Source organism: Streptomyces sp. NBC_00012, assembly GCF_045040875.1.
Taxonomy (GTDB): domain Bacteria; phylum Actinomycetota; class Actinomycetes; order Streptomycetales; family Streptomycetaceae; genus Streptomyces.
The window spans coordinates 285,531-312,156 of sequence record NZ_CP108309.1; the positions used below are offsets into that span (position 1 = coordinate 285,531).

Sequence of the window (26,626 nt, forward strand, 5' to 3'; positions counted from 1 at the left end):
CCTGCCGAACCTGCGGCTACCTGCTGGCATCGTGGAAAGAACTCAGCACGAAAAGGCCGGGAAGGCCGACAGCCCGACCGGGCGTGCCCTCCGGCATGGACCGGAAGGTCTGCACGCGGCTGAGCTGCCGGACGTCCACGTGGCCACGAGGCCGAAGTCGTGGCACAAGGCCCACTCGCGGCAACGAGTCATGGGCCTGCATGAGGTACCTCATCCGGGATCAACAGATCAAGCGCCTCGACCTCCGCGGAGCATAGTCCCGCGGGCTTCGGGCTCCACCATGCGGTCCGACAGGGTGTTCACGCCAGTTCAGACAGGCATGACTGGACAAGGCTGGACACTGGTGAACAAAATCCTGGGGAAACTGCGGAATTGTTCAATACCCGTCGGACTCCTTTGGACACACATGAATAATTCTCGCGTGCGGCGCGTAAGGAAATTGGGAGCTGCAGAGGACGAGAAAGCTCCCAGTTCCCCTCATGAGCGGGTCTTCATGAGCCCTACAGCCCGCCCGTCCACGGGAGTTCGGCCTCCGTCAGGTACGGGAGAAATAGGAGGACCTACGAAAGCGGGAACTCGCTTGGGGGGCTTTGACGTTCACCGGTCGGTACGGCACTATGCAAATCAAATGCACGCGAAAAGCGGCGGCAACCGCTCGCGGGCACGGACAACAACTCATCCGGGATCGCCAAGAGAAAAGCGAGGACACCATGTCCGCCTCTGAACCGCGCCCTGCCCCCCTGCCCGCCGTCTCCAGTGAGCTGGTCGGCATCTCGTCGGCGGGCTGCGTCACGCCCGTCTACCCTCACACCGCCACCATCCGGCTCGTCATCGTGCTGCTCGCCGTCTTCGCCCTACTGATGCTCGGCTACGACGAGACGACCGCCATCGCTCTGTGCGCCAGCGGCTCGCTGCTGGCCGTGGAAGTTCACCGCCGCCTGTCCTGACCTCACTACGCCCTAGTCACGCGGTGCCGGCCTTCGTCCGGCACCGCATCAGGCGTACACGTGAGGAGGACGCGGTGGGACGCCATGAAACTGCCCTTGATCTATCTCGGCCCTTCGCCGACTTCGCTCACCAGTTGCGGTCGCTGCGCGCGGCGGCCGGTCTGACGTACGAACAGATATCTTTTGAGACGGGGTACTCCCGCAGCGCCCTGTGCCAGGCCGCTTCCGGGCGCGCTCTTCCCTCGTGGCCGGTCGTGAGGGCGTACGTACGTGCATGCGGAGGCAACGAAGAACACTGGCGCGAGCTCCGGCACAACGCACGTCATGTGAATGGACCTTCCGGCTCAAATCCATGCGTGCACCCCGTCTCTGTGGTGTGGCCGGACATCGAGAGCGCCACATCGACAGCCGAGTTCATCCGGTGCATGAACCTCGTGAAAGAGATGAGCGGCCGTTCCCTGCGGTCGCTTGCGGTCCACTCCTACCGGTCCAGAAGCTCGTGGGGGGCGATGCTGAACAACGAGGAACGCCTGCCGGCCCTCGACGCGGTCCGGCACTTCCTTAACGTCTGCCAGGTTCCACGTCGGGAGCAAGAACGGTGGATCAGTATCTGGATGCAGCTCTACAAGATCCAGAAGGCTGGGACCCCGGACCTCCCACCGGCCGTTGAGGAACCCGCCGAGACCCGTCAACCGCCGGTGCCTGTACAACATCCGCAGGAGAGGAGCGGGCCCGTGGAAGCCGGTTCGGACGCCCCGCCCCGTCGATGGCGCTGGCCTTGGTTCAGGTCGCCCTCAAGTCTGCCCGCGCTGTCCGACTAGCTTGATCTTTAACCTGTGCGGCGTGGACGTGGGGTCGTTGGCTTCTTCGTTCGTCGCTTTGCGGGGGCCGTTTTGCCGACCGTGTGCACGTCGTGGCGTGGGGTTGGCCGGGTGTTCTTGCGGCCGGGTGGCCGGCCTGGGCCGGGGTGGGAGGATTTCGGTGCTCCGGCGGGACAGGCTGCCTTGGGGCGGAGGTGCCGGAAATCGCGGCGGACTCGTGCGGGGGTGAGTCTGTCGGGCGGGCTCGGTTTCTCCCACGGCCGCCGGAGGTCGGCTGCCAGCGGGCGGGCCAGACGTAGCTGGGTGAAGACGGCGAGGATCAGCCAGGTCCAGCGGTCGGCTGCTTCGGGGGTGCGGATCTTGGGGCAGGTCCAGCCCAGGGTCTGCTTGAAGAGGCGGAAGGTGTGCTCGATGTCGAAGCGCCGCAGGAATGCCTGCCAGAGCAGGTCGACCTGGGTGGCGGTGGCGTCGGTGCCCGACCACCACAGCCACACCGGCTTCGGTGTCGCGCCGCTGGGCAGGTGCTCAACCTGCAGGCGGATCACGGTCCCCTCGATGACCGGCAGGGAGCCCAGCTGGGCGGTCCAGGCCGAGCGGTGGGTCAGTCTCGGGTGGAGCCGGTCCCAGGCCCGTGCGGTGGCGGTGCCGTAGAGACGGGTTGCGGTCACCGTCTGCGCGTCGGGTGTGTTCCAGGTGGTCGGGTCGCCGAAGACGAACTCGCCGCCGTGGCGGGGCGGGCGGCCCCGGGCGCCGGGCTCGCGGGGCGGGACTGCACGGCGCAGGACGCGGTCCGAACGCATCCGGCCCAGCACCTGCACCGGCAGATCCTTCAGCAGGAAGGCCAGCCGTGGCACGTCGTATCCGGCGTCCACCACGATCAGAACGTCCGGATCGCCGTCCTTCCACTGCCCGGCCGCCATCAGCCGCTCGACGAGCTCACGCATCTGCCCGGCCGTGACCGTGGCAGCATCATCCCCCGGGGCCAGACGCAGCGCGTCCAGCGGCGCCGTCCACGAACTGCGGCCCGTCTCCAGTGCGCAGATCACCGAGTACGGCCAGCCGGGCACGGGAATGTGCTGGTCCTTGCCCCGCCCGTAGGTGTGACACAGGATCCGCTGCGGTGAGGTGTGCGCGCTGGGCCGCAGCCAGCAGGTGATATCGGCGGCCAGGACCAGCCGGCCGTCCGCCGATCGCGGCAGAGGCACCGCGGTCAGGGCCCGCCGAAGCCGGGCCACATCGACCTCGCCCGCGGCCAGAGCGTCGTAGAGCCCACCATGCCCGCGACGATGCTCGCCCACCAGCGACAGCTCCACCAGCGACCGAACCGGACCATCGGCGCACAACACGGCGTCCGCGAGCTCGAACAACGCATCCGCCCGCCTGGTCAGACAGGAATAGAACTCACCCCGGAAGCGTGACAGTTCCGCAAACGGATCCTGCCGTACGACGCGATGCGACAGACTCATTCCCACGGCCTTCGTGCTGAGTGTTGTGTGTTCCTTGGTCGGATCACATGCTCAGACGAAGGCCGCCTGCACGTACGGCAGTTACCGGTCCGAGTGATCAAGTACGAGGACTCGTTCGGGCCCCGAGGTTAAAGATCAAGCTAAGGGCTGTCCCGTAACTGGCAGTGTTCCGTCTCAGCGAGGTTCGGCCGATGCTGGCAAGAGCGAGCGAGTGCTGAGCGGCGAAACCAGGTCGACGCAGGTCAGTGCGGTACCCGATCATGCGTTCATGCCCCTGAGAGAGACCCTTGCCCGAGTCGATGCAGACCTGGCTGCCGGCCGGGTTCCCGTCGCGCGCCAGCGCCTGCGCGGCCTCATCTCGTCCTTCCCGCACGACTTGACGCTCCGCCGTCGTCTGGCCGAGGTGTACCGGCTCTACGGCGACGCCGCCGAGGCTGGACGCTGGATGTACCTGGAAGAGGACCGGAACGCCGACGAGACCGCTGCCTTCGAGGCGCGGTACGGGTCTCCCGGGTGGCGGATGAAAGCCCTCGCCTGGCAGGGCCCCGAGGCGAAGGCCGCCACCGCTTTCGCGGAGGGGCAGCTGGTCGCGGTGCGGACCGCCTGCGCCGAGGAATTGGGGCACCCCGTCGACTGGGAGAACCCCGCTTCCTACCGGGATGACCTGGAAGGGGAGTACGAGGCGCCCTCCGAGCCGTGGACGGTCGGTGGTGTGCTGGCGGGCGTAGGCTGCCTGGTGGCGGCCCTTGGGTTCCTCGCGATCTGGGTGAATGGACTCGTTGCCCTCTTCGACTGACTCAGGTCACCCGGGCTTGTGAGAAGCGCCGCTCAAGGTTCGGTGAGACAGTCCAGAACTGCCGTGAACGGGACCCTCAGTGACGAGTGAAATGATCTCGCGGTGTCTGGTGTGATCACGGCTTCGGAGCCGTCCTAATCCGTAGTTATGAGCGTTCCGTAGGAGCGGGTGCTTCTCGGAGCGTTCGAGTACCAGACCGTGACATCCAGGTGCAGCCGGGCTGTGGAGGCCTCAACGTAGATCGGTGCGCGGTCTGGTGCGAGTGGTGGCGGTCACGTGGGCGCCGGGCGGATGCCTTTTGAACACCAGACGTCGACGTCTCCATGTAGAGCGGTGGCGTCCGGCGTCCCCGTGGCGCCACCACAAGCAGTGTTGGCGCCCGTCGGCGCTGGACGTATGCCCAAAACTCACCCGGCATCGATGCCTATAAAGAGAACGGTGGCGTCCAGGGCCGTCGCGCGTCAACACCTCTCGCCTTGATCACGCGTTGGTGTTGGTGGTGCGAGCCCATCGCACGGTGACCTCTCGATACGCCCGAGCCGCCCGAGCTCCCGCATAGACCGAGGCCCGTGGGATGCGCTGGTGTCACGAACGGCTAGTGAGGTGGCGGCCCGACCGCTCTGCGGTCGAGGCATGGGATTAGGTCGCTGCGTGGCCCGCATGTGCTCGTGACCAGCACAAACGCCGAACTTCGGGGAGGGAATCTTGATCTACTGCGGAATCGACTGGGCGGAACGAACCCACGACGTCGCCCTGGTCGACGACACCGGCCAGCTGCTCGCCAAGCGACATATCACCGACGACGCGGCCGGCTACAAGATCCTGCTGGAACTGCTCGCCGAGTACGGCGACAGCGAGGAGAACCCGATCCCGGTCGCGATCGAGACCTCCCGCGGTCTGCTGGTGGCCGTCCTGCGGACCGGCACGCGCAAGGTGTTCGCGATCAACCCGATGGCCGCCGCCCGCTACCGCGACCGACACTCCGTCTCGCGCAAGAAGTCCGATCCAGGCGACGCCCTGGTCCTCGCCAACATCCTCCGCACCGACATGCACGCCCACCGGCCCCTGCCCGATGACTCCGACCTCGGCCGCGCGATCGCCGTCCTCGCCCGGGCTCAGCAGGACTCCCTGTGGAACCGGCAGCAGCTCGCCAACCAGCTGCGTTCCCTGCTGCGCGAGTACTACCCCGCGGCCCTGGCCGCCTTCGCCGCCTGGACCAACGGCCTGTGCCGCCCCGAGGCCCGCGAGCTCCTCAAGGCCGCCCCGACCCCGTCCAGGGCCGCACGGCTGACCCGCCCTCAGATCCAGGCCGCGCTCAAGCGAGCCGGCCGCCAGCGCGGCATCGAAGCCGAGGCCGAGCGCCTCCGCGAGGCCTTCCGGGACGAATGGGCCCACCAGCCGCCGCTGGTCGAGGACGCGCTCGGCAAGCAGATGCTCGCCCTCCTCATCCAGCTGGATGCCGCCTGCACCGCCGCCGACCAGCTCGCCGAAGCGGTGGAAGGCGCCTTCCCGCAGCACCCGGACGCCGAGATCCTGCTGAGCTTCCCCGGCCTCGGCACCCAGCTCGCCGCCCGCGTCCTGGCCGAGATCGGCGACGACCGCACCCGCTTCGCCGACGCCCGCGGCCTGAAGGCCTACGCCGGCTCCTCACCCATCACCCGCGCCTCCGGCAAGAAGTCCGCCATCACCAGACGCTGGGTGAAGAACGACCGGCTCAACCACGCCGGCTACCTCTGGGCCTTTGCCTCACTCCGGGCGTCCACCGGGGCGAACGCTCACTACCGGCGCCGCCGCGAACAAGGCGACTGGCACGCAGCCGCCCAGCGCAACCTCTTCAACCGCATGATCGGACAGCTCTACCACTGCCTTCAGAAAGGCGAGCTTCTCGACGAGGAGTCGGCGTTCCCAGGACTGCCTGAGCTCGCAGTCAGCGCGGCTTGACCGGCAGCAGTTCGTTCACCCAGGACGGCAGCTCGGGGTCCTCCCGCCAGGCCGCCGTGATCGTGAGGAGGGCATCCCAAAATGCATCGGCAATGGGGCCAGGAACGCCATTCTCAAGCTCGTCATAAAGCCGTCGGCACAGGTGGGACGTCACTTCGTAGAGGGCGCCGTTGACCTCCGCCACGCGCGCCAGATCGGAACCCGGGGCGTGAGGCGGCTCCCCATTGAGACGGATGGTCGGAGCCGCGGCCGCATACGTCCGTCCGTGGACGAAGTCCCGCAGCGCGACCACCTGCTCCCACGTCGGCAAGAAGCGCTGGGCAGGGGCCGATTCAGTCATGCCGCAAAGGCTATCCGCGAGGTCGTCGTTGTTCGAGGCCCCGACCCCGTCGGCTTGACGGCATAGCAACGTGAGGTATCTGGATAGCCCCGTTCACCGGGCTGAGCCCTCGCCTGTTCGGCAGGCTGGTGACCGCACTGCGGCGCGAGGGTGTGGACCCGGTGCGCAAGGGCCGGCCGTGGAGTCTGCCGCTGGAGGACCGGGTCCTGCTGGTCGCCGCGTACTGGCGCACCAACCTGACCCTGCGCCAGCTCGCGTCGCTGTTTGGGGTGTCCAAGTCCGCGGCCGACCGCATCATCGACCACCTCGGACCGGCGCTCGCCCTGCAGCAGCGCAAGCGGTTCCGCAAGGACACCGTCCTGATCGTGGACGGAACCCTGGTCCCCACCCGCGACCACACTGTCGCCGAGCAGTCGAAGAACTACCGGTACTCCACCAACCACCAGGTCGTCATCGACGCCGACACCCGCCTGGTCGTCGCCGTCGGCCGCCCACTGCCTGGCAACCGCAACGACTGCAAGGCATGGGAGCTGTCCGGCGCCAAGGACGCCGTCGGCCGCACTACGGTCATCGTCGACGGCGGCTACCGGGGCGCCGGCCTCGCCATCCCGCACCGCCGCGAACCCGGCCAGACCGAACTCCCGGCCTGGAAAGAAGACCACAACCGCTCCCACCGCAAGGTCCGCGCCCGCGTCGAGCACACCTTCGTTCTTGCTCAGGCCAACGAGGGCCCGTGAGCAGGCACTTGGGCTCTGACGCAGCCGAGCATAGGCGCCCACCATTCGGCGTAAGGTGAGGCGCGTGGGTTTGCCTGAGAAGGGGTTCCACTAGACCATGAGGGTGAACCGGCGCCCGCGGGCCGTTGCCTGAAAAGGCGGCGGCCCCCTGCTGTCACAGGAGGCCGCCGGCGGTGATGAATCCGATCTCCCGTGAAAGGAGCCGTCTTCATGGACCATGCTAAGGCGGACAACGAAGGGCGCCCACTCCAGCCAGGTTTACCCCTCCCTTTGAGGCGACGTCGGTTGCTGCTCGCTGGCGGCCTTGCGATGGCTTCCAGTGTGCTGTGTGGACTGGTGTTGCTGAACGTCGTGTCAGCGGAGCAGGCATCAGCAGTGGCTGTGATCGTTGCGTCCGGCACTGCATCGGTTAGGGGTGTTCTAGCTGGTCAGCAGCGAGGTGGCACCGTGATCGAAGACTAGCGAGTCGGCCTATTGGGCCAACGCCGCGCGGGGTCCTGGCAAGCCGCTCAGGGCCCCGTTCCGGCGCCGGAGCCTGTCCAATTGATCAGAGCGTCTTCACGTCGCTTGTGCGGGCGACGATTTGGTCGAACGTAGGGATTCCCAAGAAGACCGAGGAGTCCCTGCGTTCCTGTCGCGTATCGAGCTGGGCGATCTTCTCTTCGGCCGCAGCGAGGCTGGTGGAGAGACCTTCGACCTCGCCGAGCCAGCCCTCTCGTTCAGCTTCCGCGATCCGGTCGGCCAGGTTGTCGCGGATCTCGATGAGCCGCGGCCTCTCGATCGGGGAACCGATGAGGAGCGGGCAACGGACGTCCCGTTGACCGAACTAGTTTGGGCTCCCTTCGAGGTCAACTCATAGTGATGACAAGGCGGTTGTTGCTCCTGCTGGCGGGTCGCGGTGACTGCGCGTGTGGTGGTGGATCTGGTTTCATCGCGTGTCGTCGAGTAGGTCGGCCCGTGGAGGTATGGATGCCAGAGCACAGCACGACGGTCCGGGACGTGGCGGCGCTGAAGGTGGCACGGGTCGGGATGTCTCACGTGGCGAGTTTCGCGAGTCTCTTGTAGCAGGTCAGGGCTGCGGCGAGGCCGAGGAAGGCGAGGAAGTGGCTGCCTTTTCGTTCGTACCGGACGGTGAGGCGGCGGTAGCCGAAGAGCCAGGCGATCGACCGCTCGATCTTCCAGCGGTGCTGGCCGAGCCGCTCGCCGGACTCGATACCGGGACGGGCGATCCGCGCGACGAGGTTCCGGCTGCGGAGCCAGCGGAGGTGCTCCGCAGAGTAGTACGCCTAGTGGCCTGCGGACTGCAGTTCCCGTACCACGCGGGTCGCCACCGGCACGAGCACACCGTGGCGGTCGGCCGCGCGCAGCAGCGCTCCGCCGATGGCGTCGAGTTCCAGCGGCCGGCCCGCTTCCGCGTCGCGTTGCATGGAGGACTTGGCGTCGGGAGGGAAGGCGTCGTAGCGCGCCAGGGCCTGAGCGGGGTCCACCGGTGCGCCGCAGGCGCGGCTGACCGCGGCGGTTTCGGCGACCAGGCTCTCCAGCTCCTCGTGGTGGCGGGTGCGGACCTCTCCGAGGGGCGCGCCGTACCGGGTGGTGAGGAGGGCGAAGGGGGCGAGGAAGGCCATTTTTGCCCACAAGGCTGTGGTCTCGTCCTCAGTCAGGCGGGCCGTCACGCCCGCGGCGGACAGGGCGGTCGCCAGGGTTTCGACGTGGGGGCGGGGTGCCGTGCCGGCGGCCAGGTCGATCTCGACGAACGGGCTGCCGTGCTCGATGACGACGGGCCCGGTGCCATCGAGGGCAAGGCGGGTTGACTCCACGCGGATCACTCCGGGGGCCACCCGGTCAGGCCGGTAGCGAGCGCGGAGGGTGGCGGGGTGTTCGACGCCGTTCAGCAGCGGTACGACGAGGGCGTCGCCGAGGGCTGCGGGCGGGACGCGGGTAAGTGCGGTATCCAGAGCGATCTGCTTGACGGTGATCAGGCACGCGTCGACCGGCTCTCGCAGTTCGGTGTCCGCTTCCACAGCTGCGGTGAAGTCGCCGAACTGGCGGCTATGTACCTCGATCCCGCTGCTGCGCAAGGTGTGTGCCGTGGCTTCGCGGGCCAGGCAGATGATGCGGTGGCCGGAGCGGGACAGTAGCGCGGCCAGCAGACCGCCGATGCCGCCCGGACCCAAAATGGCCACCGTGGACTTACTCGTCATGAGCGTCACGAAGTTGTCCTCTCGTAGGTCGGCCCCGATGATCGGTGGCCGCCTTCAAGCCGATCTTTGCAGAGGTGCCCGCCATGCGTGCGACTGGGGGTGCGGACCAGAACGCGCAGAGGCGCCGTATCAGGAGAGCTTGATCCTCAACCGGACCACCCAATGATCACGACTCAATACGCACCCTAAGCCTTAGCCTCAATACCGTTCAGTTAAGTGCTTCTGGGTTATCGTGGGGGATGCCGCGTTCTGGTTGGGTGAAGCCGTCGTCTGATGTCCGGTTGTCGGATTTGGTGTCTGTGGGGTTGCTGACGCGGGTGTTTCCCGCGGATGTGGTTGACGCGGTGATCGAGGAGGCGGGGCGTACCGAGCGGCGTCACCGGTCGTTGCCCGCACGGGTGATGGCGTACTTCTCGATCGGGATGGCGCTGTATTCGGATGGCTCCTACGAGGATGTGTTCGCGCAGCTCACGGACGGGCTGTCGTGGGCGTCGGGGTGGTCGGAGTCGTTCACGCCGCCCTCGAAGTCGGCGATCTTCCAGGCCAGGTCTCGTCTGGGGTTCGAGCCGGTGCGGGATCTCTTCGCTCGGGTTGCGCGTCCGCTGGCGGGGCCTGGCACGCCGGGGTCGTGGCTGGCCGGGCGTCGCCTGGTGGCGATCGACGGGACGTGCCTGGATGTGGCAGACACGGCAGCCAACGCGGAGTTCTTCGGGCGGCCCGCTTCCAGCCGGGGGGAGCGGGCCGCGTTTCCGCAGGCCCGCCTGGTGGCATTGGCGGAATGCGGCACCCATGTGGTCTTCGACGCTGCCACCGGCCCGTGCAGCGTGTCGGAGATCGAGTTGTCCCGGCAGCTCGTCGGGCGGCTGGAGCCGGGCCAGCTGGTCCTGGCAGACCGGGGCTTCTACGGGTTCCGCCTCTGGCAGCAGGCCGCGGCCACGGGTGCGGATCTGCTCTGGCGAGTGAAGACGAACCTGCGGCCCCGGTATCTGGAAACCCTGGCCGATGGGTCCTGGCTGGCCCGGATCGTCCCGACGTCGGGCACGAACCGGGCCACGACGGAGCCGCTCACGGTCAGAGTGATCGACTACACGGTCGATGACGGCCGGGACAACGCCGAGGAGTACCGGCTGTTGACCACGATCCTCGACCCTGCCGAGGCCGGCGCCGAGGACCTCGCAGCCGCCTACGCCCAACGGTGGGAGATCGAGACCACCTTCGACGAGCTGAAAACCCACCAGCGCGGGCCCCGCGCGGTACTGCGCTCGAAAGCCCCCGACCTTGTCCAGCAAGAAATCTGGGGACACCTGTGCTGCCACTACGCCATCCGCACCCTGATGGCCGACACTGCCGCACTCTCCGGCCACGACCCCGACAGAGTTTCCTTCGTCAAAGCCCTCCGCATCGCTCGCCGTTCAGTCGCGCAGAGCGCATTTCCCCCTCCGGGCGCTGACGCAGCCGACGCGATCTGGCATCACGCCATCCGATGGCTCACCCAACACCTCAACCCAACACGCCGAAAACGCTCACACCCCCGAGTCGTCAAACGCAAAGTCCTGAAATGGGCCGCGAAACGCTCCCACCACACACACTGGCCCCAGCCCAAACACAGCCCCCACATCACCATCCAAGCCACTAACTGAACGGTATTGAGGCTTAGACCGACCGGCAGTAGGTGGTGGAGCACGGTCGCGATGAGGGGTGGCAGCAGAACGGGCACAGGCCCGCGTGATCATGGAGTTTTTTACGCTCTGTGACCGCGAAGGACGACTGTGCCCGCGCTGCCATCATGCCTGCTTGAACCCGCCTGGGACCAGTTCAGGGCCCTGCTGCCCGATCGGGCCGAGTTTGACCCCGACCATCCGCTCGGCTGCCATCGGTGGCGTATACCGGACCGCGTCGTGTTCGACCACGTCGTCCAAGCGCTGGTCCACGGCTCCGGATACGAGCGCATCTCCTCGCCCGGATGCTCCGACCGCACGATCCGACGCCGCGTCAAGCTGTGGGCTCAGATGGGGATCTCACAAGCGCTGCACCGGATCGCCCTGGAGGCGTACGACCGCATGATCGGCCTTGACCTCGATGAAATCTCGGTCGACGGCTGCATCACCAAGGCGCCGTGCGGCGGAGAAAGCGGGGCGCTCGCCTGTCGACCGGGGCAAGCAAGGACTGAAGCGCTCGGTCGCCTCCGACGCGTGCGGGGTTCCACTCGGGATCGTATCCGCCGGGGCGAACCGGCACGACTCGCCGCTGCTCGGCCCCACCCTGGCAGCGGCCAAAGAGCAGGCTGGTGCGATGCCGGAGGCTGTCAACGTCAACCTCGACCGCGGGTACGACAGCACCAAGTCACGTGTGTTGATCGGCGAGTTGGGATTCTCGGCCGAGATCGCCCGCAAAGGCGTGCCCGCCCCGATCCAGGCCGGCAAGCGCTGGGTGGTGGAGCGCACACACTCGTGGATGAACGACTACGGCAAGCTGCGGCGCTGCACCGAGAGGAGCGGCGATGTCGTGGACTTCTACCTCTACCTCGCCGCCGCACTCGTCACGCTCCGCATGCTCATTCGACGCTCGACGAGCCGCTACCGCTGGGACGGCCGCCCCACCACCCGACGCCTCAAATGATCCATTTGCCGGTGGGTCTTACCTAGACCGGACTCGCCGTAGATCAGCGACATCGCCCTCGCCTCGATCGTCTCGGCGATCGTGTCCTGGACCTGGAGCAGGACATCGGTGGTCACCAGACGCGCGCCGGGGACGTCGAGGAAGAACTCCGGCTCCATGTCCCCCGGCTCCCACGCAGCGGTCAGCACTTCACTCGTCATGGTTTGCTCCTCTTCGGGGAATCTTTGTCAGAGACGGCACGTCGGGAACGGCCCAGCCCGGGGCAGGGCCCAGACGCGGGGTATAGCGCTCGGTAGCCCGCTGGCGCGGGGCAGGGATTGGGCCTTGGCCTGCGCCCTTGAGTTCCTTCGCTGCCTGGGCCGACGTCATACGGGGCAGCCGCTCGGGCGGGCCTGCTTGAGTGGAGGCGGCGAACCGGTCCCTGCGGCCAGCCGCGGAACTTTTGAGGGCCCGGCGCAACTCGCGGTCCCTGGCCGAGCGAGACTTGAGGACGGCGCGGCGCTCGTCCTCGCTCGCCTCGTCCGCGAGGACCGCCCGGCCGAGATAGCGGTTACCGGCAGCGGTGTACAGATCGATCTCGTGGGCGTGATGCGGCATGAACCGCACCCTCACCCGGGTACCGACCCTGCCCACGCCGTCCTCAGGCATGTAGAAACGGCCGTGGAACTGCACCCCATGACTGGTGATCTTCCTCGGGTGGTCGTCACCGGACATCATGTAGGCGCGCAGATCAGGCGCGCTGACCTCACGCAACGGAGTCGTGTCGGCCTGCCAGGCTTGAAGCGGCGTCATCCCCGTACGCGCCACGACGTCCACGGTGTTGTGCCGCTCGACCCACTCACGCAGCAACGAAACGAACGCCTCATAGGTAAGCGGCGGGTCATCCTGGCCGGCCCGCCGCCGGTGATCGAGGAGCGGGGCCTTGGTGTAGCGGGGCAGGTCAGCGAAGAACCTGCTCACCGCGGTCCGGTTCAGGCGTTCCACGCCGCCCTTGTGCCGAGGCGTGAAGACCCGCTGCAGCGGTACACCGAGCGCGCCGAACGCGTCCCTGACAGCCTTGGACACGAAGTCCGCGCCACCGTCGATCCGTACCAGCGCCGGCAGCCCGCCGGCCGGACCGTAGTCGCCGCCGGTCAACACCGCCGAGCGCAAAGCGGCCAGGACGGAGTCCCGGTGCGCGCTGGACGCGGTGACCGCCCAGCCCATCACCATGGACGTCGCCCGGTCCTCGTACCAGGTCACCCACACCCGCGACAGGGAACCGTCGGGCATCACGACGCGCACCGGCACATGCTGGTGATCGGCCTCCCACACCTCGTTACGGTGGACCACTGGCCGTTTGAACGCCGGATCGAACCCACGGGCCGCCGGGATGCCCTCGCGCAGCCCGGCCATGAACCCCGGGGTGAGATCCCGGCGGATCGCATCATGCAGCGTGCTCAGTCCCAGTGGCCTCTCCCCCGCCGCACGGGCCCTGCGGGCCAGTTCCTCGTGCGCCCGCTTCACATTCCCCAGGCAGTCCGCAAGAACCGAGACGACCTCGTCCGTAACCTCGAAGCGGGCGCGAGGCACTGGTTCAGCTGACCCGGTCTGATCGGCCCGCGCCAGCCACCGCCACACCGTCCGCACACTCACACCCAGCGACGAAGCAACCAGACGGACATGCGCCGTCGTCAACTCCCCCTCCATGCGCCGCTGCTGGAGCCTGCGCACCGCCACAGCACGCACCAGCTCACGCCGATCAGCCAGCGACGCTCCAACCGCGCCGTCACCCTCGTCCGTCACAACCCCGGACGCTACGGACCAGACGCGTCACCAGCCAAAACGCAAAAACGCTTCCCCACCCCCGAGCTGATGAACCACCCCGAAAACCACTCCCCCGCCCCACCCCTGCCTGCTACACCCCTACCCGACCAAGGACGTACGGACACCACGACACCGGACAGCACGACCACCCGACACCGCGAGATACGGACTCCTGACACAACCCCACACAACAAAAAGAGGGCCCTGCCAGGCCCTCAACCACAGTGACACCCACCCGAATCAACCAATGACACCCACCCCACACCTCACAATCACCGGCTCCTCACCACCGCTACCGAGGTGGGCGATAGCCGCGAACGGCGCGATCACCCGGCTCCAGGCGTGGAGCCGGTCGCCATCGAGCCCGCACGCCGCCGCCACGCGCGCGCAGCGGGTCTCGACGCCCTCGAGCCCGGCGCCGGCCACGACGTAGTCCACAGCGTCGAAGCACGGATCACCGACACATGCTTTCGGGTCGATGGCCATGAGGCCGCGCTCCGCGCCGCCGTCGAGCACGTTGCCCAGGTGCAGGTCTCCGTGGAGCAGCACGGTGGTCGCTTCCGTGTCCAGCAGCCGCTCGCACCGTTGGATGGCCCTGTCCCACGCGGTGACGTCCATCCGTGCACTGATCGCAGGCTCGGACAGCCGCCTGCCCACCCGGGCGAAGGCCTCCTCGCACCGCCCACGCAACACACGCGTCGGCAGCGGAGGCAGAGCGACCCCGTGCAAAGCGGCGAGCAGATCCGACCACTGTCCCGGAAGCGAAGCAGCAGGCATGTCCTCCGCCGGCGTTCCGGGCACGACCTCCTCCAACACCATCGCGCCCGCCTCCTCGTCGACGGCCAGCACAGAGGGCACCCGGCCCGAGGCAGCGAACCACCCCAGCATTCCGGCCTGCTCGGCCAGAAGTGCCCGCTCCGGACTGATCTTCAGCACCGCAGGCGTGCCATCGGGCCAACGGCACCGCAACGCGACCGACGAAGCACCGTCCTGGAGGGGCTCACCGAGCGAAAGTCCCCACTGGGACGTCAGCCGCGCGGTGAGACCCGGCGTGCCGGCGCACCACTCGGCAACCTGGGGACCGAATCGACGTACCAACCGAGCAGTGACGCTCTCCACGTCCACCAGCAGTCGTTTCACACGGGTCAGTCTGCCGCTCGCGCGATCTTTGTCCAACGCTTTCCCACCACTCGCTGCGACCGCAAGCCGACGAGCGAATCGGACCAGAGCAGTCACCCAGCCCTTCGGCGAGAATCGCTCAGCCTTCACTGGGAAGGATCCCCCGGCCACACCACCCCGCTGACCAGCATAAACACCCCACCCTGATAGCGATCAGCAGCAAACCGACTACCACACCCCGCAAAAACGACAGTCACTCATCGGCATCCGCTGTCAGAACCCAGCACCCCGCATCATCATCCAGGAACACCACCAATCCACTGACAAAACGATGACGAACACCCACCGACAAAACAGCACCGATCACCACGTCGGCCACCGCCATCGAGGTACAGGGCAAGCGATCCTCCTTGCGGATCATCGCACTCGCCAACGAGATTCTCGGGCCGGTGACGTAGGGCGGGCCACGTGTCGGCAAATTAGCGGCGAGCCTTCCCGCGTCAGCCGCCGAGCCGACTGGTCACCCCACACGAAGCTTGCGTCAAACTCGGCTCAGAACCCGGGAGCGGGGAGGAAGGCCGGCCACCACGAGGGCACACCGCTGGGACATTCGTACGTGGCACCGCTCCAGAAAAGGGAGAGAGAACACCAGCACAGGACAAAGAGTATCACTATGAGGGCAACAACATGGAAGAGTGGTCGTTTCCCCAGAAAAACTCCCACCACTACCCAACTCAAGACCAGAAGGCCCCAGAGGCACGGAATGAAAAGGAAGAGGAGAAAAGTGCCGTTCGCCGTATTGTTGACGCCTGCGTCGCACGCACTCAACGCTCTACCGAGAAGCATTGCAGCAAATACCGCGAGGCCGAGCCCCACTGCCGCCCCAAGGCATCCGTAAAGCCGTCGCCCGCCCATACATTCCCCCAAGATTCTTGACTCCGGAAAAATCCTCAGCCGCATAATCGCCACTTTACCGCCCAGTAAAGGTACCCTGACCGGCGGCACCTGCCCGACCCGTGACAAACGGGCCGGGCAGGTGTCTCATTACTTTTTCTTCACCTGGTTCGTCCCCTTTTCATGCATCTTCCCCACCAGGTCGACGATGGAGGTGCGGAACTGCTGACGGGTCAATCCAAGGCCATACTGATCGAAGAGATCGACTCCTGCCTGCATCGTCATGTGGTCACCCGGGTCATCTTCACCAACGAGGATTGGATCAGAGATGGAGGCCCCTTCGATGAGAGCCTTGGAGTCGATGCCGGCGGCCCGGCCGACATATCCATAGTGGACGTTCGACCACATGTCGTAGAAGACCTGGTAGTCAGTGCCCGGGACGTCGGTGAAATAGCCGTTCTTGGAAAGGTTGAACTTTTTATCCAGTTTCGGCTTGTGGTCCCATTCGCATACCTTGGGGCAGACCTTGGCGCTCCACATAGCCAAGGCCGCCACCGAGTCCTTCCCCATGTCCCGACCGCCCAGGTAATCGTACCAAGCGTGAGGTCGCAGCAGACCCTGGATTGATTTGACATCGTTGGACCGTGCATTACGGGCCAACTCGTCGTACATGTAGCTTTCGATCTGGGCGAATAGGTCCTCACCCTTCTTGAGCTCGGGCTTGGGCTCAGGGCCCTTCTTGTAGGTGATTTTCTGGGAGACTTTCCCACCATCGTTTTTCACGGTGATGGTGAGGATCCCGCTGGCGCCGCTGAAGCCCTTGAAGGGGGCGGGCAGCGTGTAGGTCTGGGTGGAGTGGTAGGCCCAGGTACCGTTGGGGCCCGGCTCCAAGTAGTCGCGGTAGGAGCCGCCCTTGCCATCGCTGCACCCGCGCTCGCAGGCCGTAATAGGGCGCTCACCGCTCGGGTCGGACTTCGTGACCGGGGTGTTGTTGGCGTACGCGTACCCGTTGAGGGACTCGTGGTCCTCGGGGGCTATGACGGGGTCCACTGAGAGGAAGCGTCCAGTGGTCGGGTCGTATTCACGCGCCCCGACATGGACGAGTCCAGTACTGACGTCCGCAGCCTTGCCCAGGAAGCCCTTGTCGTCCGGCCAGGCCGACGGTGTCGTGCCGCGGCTCTCGCCGAAGGGCTTCGTATAGCGGCGGGTGACGGCCTGGGAGGTGGCGTCCACCGTCATTGAGGCGGTGCCGTGGTGGTCGTCGACCATCCAAGACAGGCCAGCCTCGCTGCGGACGGCGGTGGCGTCGCCGGCCGAATAGTAACGCTGGGCGGTGAACTTCTTGGCGGCCGTGTCGTAGTGGAGTTCCTGACCGCCCAGGTAAAGCACGGTCTTGACGGGGCCGCGGCGGATCAGGAGTTCCCCGTTGGCGTCGTAGAGGTAGTCGGTGCTCTTGGTGCCTTCGGTGAGTCGGGTGAGTTCTCCTTCAATGTCCCAGGTGAGACTCTGCGCGGTTCCGGTGGGGCCGTAGCGCTTTGCGGTGTTGCCGTGCTCGTCGTAGGTGTAGGTCTTGGCGGTGCCGCCGTTGACGGTGACTGAGGTCAGGGTGTGGGGCTGGCCGGTGCCTGAGGCGTTGACGGCAGGGTAGCCGTAGCCGGTCTTGGTGTCGCCGGTGGCCTTGTGCTCGGTCTGGGTGTCGCGCAGGCCGCCGGGCTTGTAGGTCCAGCTGGTCCAGTACGGGGCCGGCCCGCCAAGGGTGGACGTCGCGCGGGTGGTGGTGCAGTCGTTGGAGGAGGGGGTCCAGGCTTCGGTCAGACGGCGGTAGCCGTCGTAGGCGAAGCACTGGGTGTCCTTGCCGTTGGCGTTGTCGGTGATCGACTTGATGTTGCCGGAGGCGTCGTAGATGTAGTTGGCGTCGCTGGTGTTGCCGGTGTTGGTCTGGTCGACGGTGTGGGTGTTGGCCAGGCGGCGGGTGCCGTCCTCGTAGCGGTTGAGTATCTGGAGCTGCTTTGCGCCGGTGGAGGTGCCCAGGCGGGTCTCTTCGATCTCGCCGTACGGGGAGTAGCCGATGTTCTGGACGTAGTCGGTCATGCCGTCGGTGCCGGTGAGCATGCCGAGGCCGTTGTAGCTGTTGGTCACAGTTTCGGCAGGCAGGTCAGCGAGGGCCGGCATCGAAGCGGACTGTACGGTGCCGTCGATGTTGTACGCCGTGGTCTGAGTGAACGTCTGCGGCGCACCTGCCACGACCAATGGGTCGCTGGCGGCGATGACGGTTTTGGTGCCCTTGGCGCGACCGAGGGCGTCGTAGCCGGTGACGGTCTGCGAGTAGATCTTGCCGGCGGTACCGCCGACGTACCGGATCGAGGCACTCGGCTGGCCCTTGGCCAGGGAGTCGAAGGTGAACTTCGTCAGCTGGTGGGCGCTGTCTTTCACCCCGTCCCAGGTACCGGTCTTACGGCCGAGCTCGTCGTAATCGGTAATCAGGGTTCGCGAAACGCCGTTGAGGGTGGTGGTGACCGTCACCGGCTGATCGGCGTCGTTGTACGTGGTGTCGGTACGCCCCTTGTCGGGGTCTATCGCGTACTCCTGGCGTCCGCGCACGTCGTAGCCGTACGACCACACGGCGTCGTCCGGACCGGTCATCTTGCTGATCTGGCCGCCAGGTGTGTACGTGAAGAGGGTGCGAGTGTAGTCACTGCCACTCGGGACCGGCCCGTTGTACTCGCGGCGTTCCGTGACACGGCCCTTGACGTCGGTGAGAGTCAAGGTGCCTGTGCCTCCGACGGCAGCGGTGACAGCGGTGCGGTCGCCTTGCTCGTCCGTCTTCGTGCGCCATTTCTCCTGGTTGTAGACCCTGAAAACGGATGCGGTAGCTCGGCCCGCAGCATCGAACACGGTCTCGGTGGAGGCGGGAACGGAGCCGGGGAAGGTATTGGCCAGGACTCCCGAGGGCTCATTGTTGTCGTGTATCTGCTCGTTGGTGAGGTAGGCGAGGCCCCGGTCGTCGTAGAGCGTCTCGGAGATCACCCGGCCGCCGTTCGGCGCGGGGGTCTGCTTCTGCCGGGACCGAAGCATGCCGTCGAAGATCTCGTACGAGCTGTTGTAGGTCTTCCCGTCCGCCTTGAGGGCGTCGGTGCGTATCCAGGTCTCCTTGTTGTTGTTGACGCTGTACGTGTAGACGATGCTGGCAGCGTCATTCAGTCCGCGAGAACGGTCAGGCTTCCACACCGACCGCAGCCGACCCAGTGCATCGAGGTCCCACTCTGTGACATTGCCATTGGCGTCGGTGGACTTGGTAGTCACGCCCCAGGCGGGGTCCACCGTGTCGGTGGTGGTGTAGAGCTTCGGGTCGGTGGTGGTCCTCGACGTCAGCGGACCGTAGCCGGCGTCATCGGGGACGTACGTGGTCCTGGTCGTACGATCGAGGGCGTTGGTCGCGGTGGACGGACGGCCCAGTTTGTCATATGTGGACCGGGAGACCTGCTGGTAAACAGGCTTCTTGTCGGCGTCGCTATAGCTCGCGACCCGGTACGAGGCTGTGGGGTCGCCCTTGAGGGGCGCCACTCCGACGGCCTGCTGGTCATAGGCCGTGGTGACGTCGGAGACCACGTCCTTGGGCACCGACGGCGTACTCGCGCACGGAACACTGTACGTCTCAACGCGAGAGGTGAGCGAGACCAGCCAGGCCGAGGTGTTCCGGACATACGTCTTACGCGTACAGGTCTCGTCGCCGCTCTTGGAGATGTCGCCACTGTCGTCCAGCGTGAGCGGCAAGCCGTACGTGGTGTCGTACGTGCTCTTCTGCCGCACGGTGCGGGAGCCCCCCGGGGTGGTCGTGCGGGTGCTCACCTCCCCGGGCTGGACGATCCACGCGTCGGTGGTACCCCAGTCGTAGCTGTGGCTGCCGGTCTTGTGGGACCAGGGAGTGTTGATAGTGCCGCTGACTTCTTCGGTGCCGTTGTAGGCGATGGTTTCGCGGACGAAGCCGGCGTACTGACGGGAGTCGTCGATTGCGGTGCCGGTGGAGTCGGTGACCTTTTCCACGCGTGCGGTGCCGTCGAGTTCCTTCTCGCCGTTCAGGCCGCGCATGTAGAGCGTCAGTTTCTTGCTGCGCGGCCCCTCGGAGTCGCCGGAGGTCTGCACGACCTTGCCGTAGCCGCGCCATTGCGACCAGGTGCGGTTGGACGGCTTGGTCAGGCCCTCGTCGTCGGCGTAGGCCCAGCCGGCGCCGTCCTTGTAGTCGTAGTACGTCTCGCCTGTGTCGCCGTGGCCGTACGGGTCGTCCTGGAAGACGGAGGTGACCACGTACTTGTGGAACCAGTCGGTGACCGGCTCGGCTCCGGACTGAGACCACTTGACCGGGTAGCAGCGGCGGATGTTCTTGTCGACGTCCGCCGGCATGCTGGTGCCCCAGACGCAGTCGGGGTCGGAGTAGTTGACGGTGAGTGTGGAGCCGGTCTCGGACTTGATGGTGCGCACGCGCCACTTGATGTAGCGCAGGGTGTCCGGGCCGCTGCCCTCGACGTGGTTGGGCAGCTGGGCGCCGCCGAAGGTGACCGGCGGCATGGCGGCCGTGGTGGTATTGGCCTTGCCGGTGTTCTGGATGGACTTCAGCCACAGGCTCGCCGAGGAGGCGTCACCAGTGTCAGGGAAGTCCTGTTCCAAGTGCCAGGTGTCAACGTCCCGCTGGGTGGTGCCGGTGCCGGTCCACACGGAGGTGGTGATGTCAGTAAGGCGCTTGCGCGTGAAGAAGGACGGACCAATCTGGGTGGTGCACTTGGTATTGGCCGCGCAGATCATGTCGAAGGGCACGTCGGGCCAGTTAGCCTTGGTGTCCTTGGTCAGACTGGAGCAGCCGCCTGAGGTGACGCAGCGCTCGGCGTGGGTGAAGCCGACCTGCTGGGCGGCGGGTTTGGTGTAGATCAGGTCGCTGCGCAGGCCGTAGTCGATGCGGTTGAGGTAGCCGCCGCGGGTGTAGCCGGTCCCGTTGACGGCGGTGTCGGCGTTCTTGGAGTAGTAGTTCGTCTCCTTGCTGTACCAGTAGGTGGAAGCGTTGCCGTGTGTGTCGACGACGTAGTCCAGGTTCCAGCGCCATGCCTGGTTGCAGGAGGAGTCGGCGAAGCCGGTGGACTTGTAGCAGGGCTCTCCGGAGTCGTCGCCGAAGACCGGGACGGTCCACACGGAGTTGGTGACCGGGTCGTCGTCGGTGCTGTCGGTGGTGCCCTTGTCGCTCCAGCCGGGCAGCCGGTGCTGGCCGAAGAAGTACTGGATGCCGGACGCGTCCGTGACCCTCCAGTACTCGGTGTTGTCGTCGCCGTTGCCGGTGGCGCCGGTCAGGTGCTCGACACGGGTGCCGTCCTCGTTCTTCAGCTTCCACGTGCCGCCGGACGCCTGGGATAGGGCTGCGGTGTCGCAGGCCGCCTTGTCCGTACAGGCGTTGACCAGCTCGACGGCCTTGCCGTTGAGAACCAGGGTGGCGTTGGCATACTTCCAGCACAGGTCCCCCTTGCCGGAGTGACCGTCGTCCTTGCAGGAGGCGTACTTGCGCTCGATGTAGGACTCAGTGATCGAGAAGCCTTCACCGATCACCGAGGTCTGGTTGTTCTCCCCGGCCGTGCGGCCGTCCACGGATGCGGAGTTGTAGGAGATGGACAGGTTCGGGGACGGGCCGGCCGTGGCCGGGGGAACCCGTAGCGGGTAGTTCCAGGTGAAGTCACCCGTGTTGCCGCCGGCCTCCCAGGTGGCGGTCGGGGACAGCGGGGTGGAGGCGTAGTCACCTCCACTGCCGGAGCTGCCGGCTGCTGCGGCCAGCAGCATCGGGGTGCCGGATGCGAGTGCGCGGGCGGAGACGGTACCTGTCAGTGTCTGCGATCCGGTGTCGTTGCTCGCGCCGGATACTGGCTGCTGAGTGCGGCAGGACTCCTTCTCGGGGGTGGTCAGTGCACATGCCGGGAGTGTCACCAGGCGCAGGCGGGGGCCGAAGTTGCCGCCGTAGACGTCGTTGAAGGTGGAGTAGTCCAGAGATACCCGGAGCCTGTCGGTATCTCCGGCAGCGCCTTCGGAGGGATCAACGGTGAGCAGGATCCCGTTGACACCTGCCTTCTTAGCGGCGGCTTGGGAGTGGACCCTGAGCGCCACTTCTTCGGCGGGACCGGTAGCCTCCGCCTTAGTCTTGGCCGACTTGGCCGACTTGGCCGACTTGGCTGCCGGGGCTGTGGGCTCCTGGGCCAGGTACACGTCGAGTCCGCCGACTGTGATAGCGGTCCCCTTGCTGGTCGCGGGGATCTTCGCGGTGGCCTTTCCAGCCTCCGGCCACGCGGCACTGTTGAGCCGCGCGCGGGTCTTGCCCGAGGCGGAGGCGGCCTTGTCCTTCGGGGCCTTGGACGTGCCGGGCTTGAGCCTGCCTACCTTGTCGATCTTCGCCTTAGGCCGGTCCTCCAGCTGCTTTCGGGCTGTCGCGGTCTGGGCCTGGGCGGCGAAGTCGTACCCCGAGGGAATCACAACTTGCGGAAGGACAGAGAGGGAGACGACGAGGGCACCGCGGCCGAGCCAGCGGCGTATGAACGCCCCTGGCAAGCGCTTACGGAAGGGTGGCGAGGACACAGTTACTCTCCGTGTTCGATGGTGGGCGGGAAACGCTCCGGCATCGGCGCCGCGAGCGCTGCTTTAGCACGCGCGCCCGTCAAGACGCGCGTGCTACGGAAGGCTTGGAGAAGTGCGAGACGGCCCGGGCGGCATCAGCAGCACCCGGGCCTGAACTGGTCGGAGTGCTCGCGCAGTAGCGTGAGCACTCCGACCGGCCTCGCTTCTACCGCTGCTCGATGTTGTGCCGGTTGGCGATGGTGTCGGTGGAGGTGGCTCCGGCCCAGACGCGGACGCTGTCGATCTTTCCGGGGAAGTAGCGCGCGGCGGCGCCGTTGATCTTCGCCCGGCCGATCTCGAACGTTCCGCCGCCCTGCCAGGAAGTGGTGTACGGCACGCCGTCCTCGTCGCCCATCAATGCGCTGTCGACGTACAGCCTGAGCGCACCGAGTTTGGAGGTGTCCTCGGGGTCGGCTGCCGCCTGGGCGTCGTAGACGACGCTCAGCATGACGGGCACTCCCAGCTGAGCGGTGGTGAATGCGGTGGATTCACTCTCGGTCCAGGCGGCTCCGGTGCCGTCCTTGTCGGGACGGCCGAACGTCCACCGCCCTTGGGTGCTGCCGGCCGGCTGCTCGTACCAGACGCCCCAGGAGGACTGGCTCGTCCCCGACTGGCCGAACACCTGCACCGCGTATGACTTGGTGGTGTCTGCGAGCTTGGCCGGGTCCAGCGTCACCCAGGCGGTCGCGGTGAACGAACCGGAGTCGTCGAGGAGCGGGCCGGTGGCGGTGGCGTAGGCGCTGGTGCCGTTCAGGGTCATCGACTGCGTGGTCGTGACCTCTTCGCCGATATCCGGGTCTCCGGTGGTGAACTTGGTGAGCGCGGCCCCGTTGAGTGTCAGGTTCCGGCCGAAGCCGCTGGTGTCCTTCACCGTGGTGCCGGTGGCGTTGGCCATGTCGGTGGCGTCCCACTTGGCGACGAGCGCCGGGACCGGGTCGCCGGCGGTGCCGTCGCTGATGTCCTCGTCCTCCAGCCAGGCGTCATGGGCGACCTCGGTGTCCGCCAGCGTGCGAGACCAGACCTTGACCTCGTCGATGGTGCCGGCGAAGTTCTCCTTGCCGGTCGCCGAGGCCCACAGGCGGCCGACCTGCAGTCCGCCGGACGCCTTCCACGGGGTCACCGTGAACGGCACCGGCTCGCCCTGTGGGACGCCGTTGACGTAGAGCTGGATCGTCTGCGACGCCGCGTTGTAGACACCGGCTAGATGGGTCCAGGCGTTCAGAACCGGCGGTTTCGCTCCGATCGAGCGAGTGATAGCCGGACCCGAGACGTCTGTCTGGTGCCGGTTGAAGACCCAGGCGTTGGCGGCCGTGGAGTAGTACAGCTGGAACCCGGAGGCGTTCGTTCCCGCCTGGGACAGAACGGTGTAGTTGACGTCCTTCTTCTCCAGGCGGGCCCAGGCCGAGACGGAGAAGGACTTGGTGGTGTCCAGGACCGCGCCGGGGGTGGAGAGGTAGGCGCTCGTGCCGTTGAGCTTCGCCGCGCCGGAGCCGCTGCGGGCCAGGGTGTCCCAGGTGGCCCCCGAGGAGGTCAGCGGGTGCTGGGTGGCGGTGGTGGCGTCGGTGAGGGCGTTGTCCAGGTGCCAGATCCCCGAGGGCTTTTCGGCGCCCTTCACCAGGAAGCTGTAGTAGCCGGTGAGCGAGCTGTGTCCGGCCGCGTCGAAGCCCCAGACCTGGATGGTGTTCTCACCGGCCTGGTTCGGCGTGATCGTCTGAGTGGTGGCCGCGCCCTTGGCGACGGTGATCGGGGCGGAGACTACGCCGCTGTTCAGCTTCCACTTGTAGCTGACGACGTCCGACTGGATGCCAGGCGTGGTGGGGTTGGTGTCCGCGGGAGTGAAGGTGAACTTGCCGGACGTGCCTACCCCGCCGGCGGCTGGATCGGTCTCGGCCGGCTTGTAGACGCCGTCCGCGCTGGTCACCACCGGAGGTGGCGGCGAATCGGTGTCGACCCGGAAGTAGCACCAGGACGACCAGGACGAGTCCAGGACACCGGTGACTCCCCGGTCCGTCTTGTAGTACGCCTGTGTCTTGACCCGCATCCGGTAGTCCGTCTGTGCCGGCAGGGCGCTGGAGGTCGCGTCGCGGGGAGCGTTGTCGGCCACCCAGGCGCCGTCCGGGGAGGCCGCGTACCAGGCTCGGCTGGAGCCGTCGGCCTTCCATACCTCGAACAGGGCGCGCACCTGGGCGTTGGCGCCGTCCGCCGACTGCACCGTGGCCAGCATCTTCGGCGTGGTGTCGCTGGTGGCGAAGGGCAGCGTGGAGGCGTTGCACGCCCGCCCGGTGGTGCCTTGCTGGACGCCGTACGAGGTCGGCTTGTCCGGGTAGGAGACATAGGTCACCGACAGCTTCGCGTCGTTGCGGAACCGTGCCCAGGCGGCGGCGTCGGACTCGTCGTGTGCGGTCAGCGAGAAGGTGATCTGCGCCGACTTGTTGGCGGCGTGGGACGCGAGGGTCGTCGTCAGGTTTTCGTTCGTCTCCTCGCCCACGTTGTCGCTGAAGCGTACCCAGTTCGCCGGCTGCGACGGGTCGCACAGGCTGCCCCGGCCGTAGGCCACGTTCCGGTTGCCCATCAGGTCGTCCGCGGCGGGGCGGGTCGACCAGGTGGTGCTGGAGGAGATGCCCTTGTTGACGTGGCTCAGGTCGTACCAGTGCGGATCACAGGTGAACGTCCACAGCTGATACACCTCCAGCGTCGCGTCCAGGATCTTCTTGCCGTGGATCGACGAGAGCGGGTACTCGAAATACATGCGCTGGGTGTACGGGCTGTTGGAGCAGAGGTAGCCGGCATAGTTGGAGCAGTGGCCCACGCCTTTGTCCCCGTCAAACTCCCAGTACTTGGTGCCGTTGGAGGCCAGGGCCGTCCAGTCGCCCAGCGCGATGCCCTTGGTCGGCGGATCGATGTAGAGCGGGAAGACGGTGTCCTTGCCGCGGAGCAGGGCCGGATCAGGGGTGATCTCCAGTGTGGTGCCAGCGAGCTTGAGCGGGAGCTCGGCAGCCGCGTCACCACTGCCGGGGCCCTCCGAAGGTCCAGGCTCACCCCCGGCGGCAGACAACGGGACCGAAGCCGTCACCTGCGACTTGCCCTCCGGCTCTGCTGAAACGGTGCGGTCGAGTTGCGTGGTGATGCCCGCTGCCGGGGTGTCACCGGCCGAGTCCCACATCCGCCCTGCCGGGCTCTCGAAGACCGGGGAGCCGTCGCCGTCGCGCGCGACGAAACCGCCATCAGCTGTCGGGGCGATGTCCAGGCCATTGCTGGAGACTGTCATCCTGATCGTCGCGAGCGCCGGATTCTTCGCCGCCTCCGCGGTCTTGACCACAAGCACCGAGGTGTAGCCGGAGCTCAACGCAGTCAGTTTCAGATCGACGTCCGGGAGGACTCCGGCGTACGTGACGGCGTCGCCGTCGAGTTGGGGCTCCGGGAGCGCAGTGGGCCAGCCGAGCCGCAGCTCGTGTCCCTCAACCTTCAGCGTGACCAGTCCATCCCCGCTGCCGCCGCCGGAGAAGGTGAGACCAGCTGTCGTGTTCTTCGCCCGCACAGAGCCGTTGGTCTCGCGAACGAGGGTGGTGTCGATGGGTGCCCAGGTACCGTCGTCCCTCCGGGCACGGACCGGAGCCGCGTTCATTTCCTGCGTGAAGGTGCCGTCCGGGTTAGCGAAGACCTGGGACGATTCGGTAGTCGCCCCGTCCACGGCCACTCGCTCACCGGTCTCCCCCGCGAGAACACTGGCCCTCGACTCAGGAGCCCCGCCGACCGCTGCCGAGGCCGCTCCGTCATGAGCGATTGCCGGAGTCGCTCCGACCCCGACCACCGGAATCGCACTCCCTAGAAGTGCGACAGCTACGGCCCAACTTCGCACCGCCTGACGCCAGCTGTGCCTCCGATCCCGAGTAAACACGCCCCACCCATCCCCTTAGTTTTTCTTTAAAAGAATCTGTGTGGATCATGTGTTGATCAAGCATGACGGTCAACTGTGTCGTGCATCACAATGACGTACTTCGCCCAGCAGAGATCGCGACGAACTGCGCGAGACTCCCCCGGGCTTGGTGCAGGCGGGGGAGGAGGGACCGCGGTCCCGCGGAAGATTTCGGAGCAGAACCGGGCCGTGCGGCGGGAGTGACTCCTGGGAGCCAGGGACGCGCTGCGCCAGCTCCGTACGACGGCCCTCTCGCTTCCCAACAAGTCGGCCTCAGAGGGCGTTTGAAGTAGGCGGATTGCCGTTTATGCCCTAGTAGGTTCCTCGCCAGGTGGGTGTGGTCTCGTCCAGCAGAAAGGGCAATCCGCCTACTTCAAACGC

General features: G+C 66.6%; 13 protein-coding genes and 4 pseudogenes. 7 read left to right on the top strand and 10 right to left on the bottom strand.

All coding sequences use genetic code 11. The features are described 5' to 3' along the window. The first annotated feature begins 710 nt into the window (after positions 1–710). Entirely contained in the window at positions 711–947 is a 237-nt protein-coding gene (locus OHA19_RS01430; protein ID WP_405720809.1) for a hypothetical protein, read from the top strand. 74 nt (positions 948–1,021) lie between these two features. Beyond that, on the top strand, positions 1,022–1,768 hold the full coding sequence (locus tag OHA19_RS01435; protein ID WP_405749103.1) for a helix-turn-helix domain-containing protein: 747 nt from the start codon (positions 1,022–1,024) through the stop codon (positions 1,766–1,768). 8 nt (positions 1,769–1,776) lie between these two features. Here OHA19_RS01435 and OHA19_RS01440 read toward each other — a convergent pair whose 3' ends face one another. Further along, on the bottom strand, positions 1,777–3,234 hold the full coding sequence (locus OHA19_RS01440; RefSeq protein WP_331754634.1) for an NF041680 family putative transposase: 1,458 nt from the start codon (positions 3,232–3,234) through the stop codon (positions 1,777–1,779). A 268-nt stretch (positions 3,235–3,502) separates the two neighbouring features. On the opposite strand from OHA19_RS01440, the gene OHA19_RS01445 reads away from it, so the two are divergent. Both OHA19_RS01445 and OHA19_RS01450 read left to right on the top strand, forming a co-directional pair. Beyond that, a complete protein-coding gene (locus OHA19_RS01445; RefSeq protein ID WP_405720803.1) occupies positions 3,503–4,030 on the top strand; it encodes a DUF6584 family protein in 528 nt (175 codons plus the stop codon). 705 nt (positions 4,031–4,735) lie between these two features. Further along, positions 4,736–5,971 (top strand): IS110 family transposase, encoded by a 1,236-nt coding sequence (locus tag OHA19_RS01450; protein WP_405720800.1) that lies wholly within the window; start codon positions 4,736–4,738, stop codon positions 5,969–5,971. Here OHA19_RS01450 and OHA19_RS01455 read toward each other — a convergent pair. After that, positions 5,958–6,311, bottom strand: coding sequence for a hypothetical protein (locus OHA19_RS01455; protein ID WP_405720798.1), 354 nt, complete (start codon positions 6,309–6,311; stop codon positions 5,958–5,960). The two genes, OHA19_RS01450 and OHA19_RS01455, sit on opposite strands and share 14 nt — an antisense overlap. Before the next feature lie 77 nt (positions 6,312–6,388). Between OHA19_RS01455 and OHA19_RS01460 the strand changes: the two are divergent. Next, positions 6,389–7,018 (top strand): annotated as a pseudogene (locus OHA19_RS01460) (transposase); the annotation flags it as partial. Positions 7,019–8,082: 1,064 nt separating this feature from the next. On the opposite strand, the pseudogene OHA19_RS01465 reads toward OHA19_RS01460, so the two are convergent. Both OHA19_RS01465 and OHA19_RS01470 read right to left on the bottom strand, forming a co-directional pair. Beyond that, positions 8,083–8,316: pseudogene (locus tag OHA19_RS01465) on the bottom strand (transposase); the annotation flags it as partial. Between the two features lie 18 nt (positions 8,317–8,334). Then, positions 8,335–9,249 (bottom strand): ketopantoate reductase family protein, encoded by a 915-nt coding sequence (locus OHA19_RS01470; RefSeq protein ID WP_405722146.1) that lies wholly within the window; start codon positions 9,247–9,249, stop codon positions 8,335–8,337. Positions 9,250–9,488: 239 nt separating this feature from the next. Between OHA19_RS01470 and OHA19_RS01475 the strand changes: the two are divergent. Next, positions 9,489–10,688, top strand: a pseudogene (locus OHA19_RS01475) (IS4 family transposase); the annotation flags it as partial. Positions 10,689–11,018: 330 nt separating this feature from the next. Beyond that, a pseudogene (locus OHA19_RS01480) lies at positions 11,019–11,868 on the top strand (IS5 family transposase). Here the strand turns inward: OHA19_RS01480 and OHA19_RS01485 are convergent. From OHA19_RS01485 to OHA19_RS01510, 6 genes are all read right to left on the bottom strand, one after another. Further along, the gene (locus tag OHA19_RS01485; RefSeq protein ID WP_405720795.1) at positions 11,826–12,068 is read right to left on the bottom strand and encodes a hypothetical protein; all 243 of its coding nucleotides are present in this window, start codon (positions 12,066–12,068) and stop codon (positions 11,826–11,828) included. The pseudogene OHA19_RS01480 and the gene OHA19_RS01485 overlap by 43 nt on opposite strands. Further along, positions 12,058–13,263: a Mu transposase C-terminal domain-containing protein gene (locus tag OHA19_RS01490; RefSeq protein ID WP_405720792.1), complete on the bottom strand. Its 1,206-nt coding sequence runs from the start codon at positions 13,261–13,263 to the stop codon at positions 12,058–12,060. Before OHA19_RS01490 ends, OHA19_RS01485 begins: the two co-directional genes overlap by 11 nt. A gap of 651 nt (positions 13,264–13,914) precedes the next feature. Further along, on the bottom strand, positions 13,915–14,793 hold the full coding sequence (locus tag OHA19_RS01495; protein WP_405722143.1) for an aminoglycoside phosphotransferase family protein: 879 nt from the start codon (positions 14,791–14,793) through the stop codon (positions 13,915–13,917). Positions 14,794–15,046: 253 nt separating this feature from the next. After that, entirely contained in the window at positions 15,047–15,214 is a 168-nt protein-coding gene (locus OHA19_RS01500) for a hypothetical protein (protein WP_405720789.1), read from the bottom strand. Positions 15,215–15,837: 623 nt separating this feature from the next. Beyond that, positions 15,838–22,248, bottom strand: coding sequence for an RHS repeat-associated core domain-containing protein (locus OHA19_RS01505; protein ID WP_405722140.1), 6,411 nt, complete (start codon positions 22,246–22,248; stop codon positions 15,838–15,840). A gap of 247 nt (positions 22,249–22,495) precedes the next feature. Next, complete coding sequence (locus tag OHA19_RS01510) at positions 22,496–26,026, bottom strand: LamG domain-containing protein (RefSeq protein ID WP_405720786.1); 3,531 nt, start codon at positions 26,024–26,026, stop codon at positions 22,496–22,498. Positions 26,027–26,626 lie beyond the last annotated feature (600 nt).